1 pseudogene is annotated in these 949 nt (G+C 29.3%); it reads left to right on the plus strand.

The window, feature by feature from the left end:
* Positions 1-44: 44 nt before the first annotated feature.
* A pseudogene (locus tag HMPREF9071_RS11675) lies at positions 45-949 on the plus strand (IS982 family transposase); the annotation flags it as partial.

Consider the following 949-nt stretch of genomic DNA (forward strand, 5'->3'; position numbering starts at 1 on the left):
CTTTGTAGTTTGAAAATCAAAAGTTTAACTAAAAATCTATCCCTATGTTATCAAGCCACAAAGTTACGGAAATTTTCTTTATAATAGATGAATTTGACAAGAATTTTGAAAAAATAGTCTCTGACCATAGCCTTGTGCAAAATACTGACTTAAAACAGAGAAATCGTAAATCAACTTTATCTGATAGTGAGGTTATGACTATTCTAATTCTCTTTCATTCAGGTCATTATAGAGATTTAAAACATTACTATATCAATCACATAAAGAAGCATATGAAAGGTGAATTCCCACAAACTGTATCCTACAATCGATTCGTTGAATTGCAAAAGAAAGTAGTTGTAAAATTAGCTATATTCTTGAAAATGTTTTGTTTAGGAAAATGTACTGGCATTTCGTATATTGATTCTACCCCCATAAGAGTTTGTCATATCAAACGTGAAAAACAACATAAAGTATTCAAAGAATTTGCCCAAAAAGGACAATGTTCTTTAGGCTGGTTCATGGATTTAAGTTACATCTAATCATTAATGATAAAGGTGAAATACTTGATTTTATAATAACACCAGGCAACATAGATGATCGTAAACCTCTGTCTGATATGAACTTACATAAGAGAATCTTTGGAAAACTCTTTGGAGATAAGGGGTATATCAGCAAAGATTTATTTGAACAATTATTTATTGATGGGGTACATTTAATCACTAAGATTAAAAAGAATATGAAAAATAGCTTGATGCTCTTACAAGACAAAATAGCACTTAGAAAACGTGCTTTGATAGAAACAGTAAATGACGAATTAAAAAACATTTGTCAAGTAGAGCATACAAGACATCGTTCTTTTGATAATTTTATAACTAACTTATTATCAGGACTTATAGCTTATTCTTTCTTTGATAAAAAGCCTTCTATTAATTTGCAAGAAGACATTGTTGATCTAAAAAGACTCGTT

The sequence above is a fragment of the Capnocytophaga sp. oral taxon 338 str. F0234 genome (assembly GCF_000192225.1).
GTDB lineage: Bacteria > Bacteroidota > Bacteroidia > Flavobacteriales > Flavobacteriaceae > Capnocytophaga.